Here is a 581-nt window from a genome sequence, read left to right on the forward strand (position 1 = left end):
CGAAAATAGAAAATGTCAGGCCGCGTTTGTGCGCCTCCAGCAGGTAGCGTTCGAAACCAGGTAACAAGTTCTTCATTGCATCAATGGCTTTGGTAACAGTCATGGCCCGGTATTTAAACTCCCGGCCAAACAACTGAATCATCGGACCATGAAACCGGACAGTTCTTAGAGCAATACCGATAAAAGACATAATGCCACCATAAAAAAACCTGCCGAAGCAGGTCATTTACATTGCGTAATAGCCTGCTCATAGAAATCTATTTCTTTATTTCTATATAAGCGATAACTGCTACCTCCACTATTACTAACAACATCAAGGATGAATACGGGACCACGCCAGGGATCGTTAAACTGTAGCGAATGTCCATCCGGTAATGGTTGAGTGATCATCGGTTGTAAATATGAATGTTTATTCCACTCAGCGATCACACAATAGACGAACGCCTGTTCCGATTTTTTCGAGTTCCCCGACGCAATGGGAGTACTATCTTTCAAACTGCTTACCGTATTACACCCAGAAATAAACAGAGCCATAATTAATAAAATCTTCTTCATTACCCTTTTCCTTAAGCTGAAAAGTG

The 581-nt window shown here is 41.8% G+C and carries 1 protein-coding gene and 1 pseudogene; both read right to left on the reverse strand.

The window, feature by feature from the left end; all coding sequences use genetic code 11:
• A pseudogene (locus tag ADK28_RS04570) lies at window positions 1–190 on the reverse strand (tail assembly protein); the annotation flags it as partial.
• A 32-nt stretch (window positions 191–222) separates the two neighbouring features.
• On the reverse strand, window positions 223–581 hold a 359-nt coding region (locus tag ADK28_RS31285; protein ID WP_204375365.1), incomplete at its 5' end, for a hypothetical protein.

The organism is Serratia sp. 506_PEND (assembly GCF_001076875.1).
Lineage (GTDB): Bacteria > Pseudomonadota > Gammaproteobacteria > Enterobacterales > Enterobacteriaceae > Serratia > Serratia marcescens.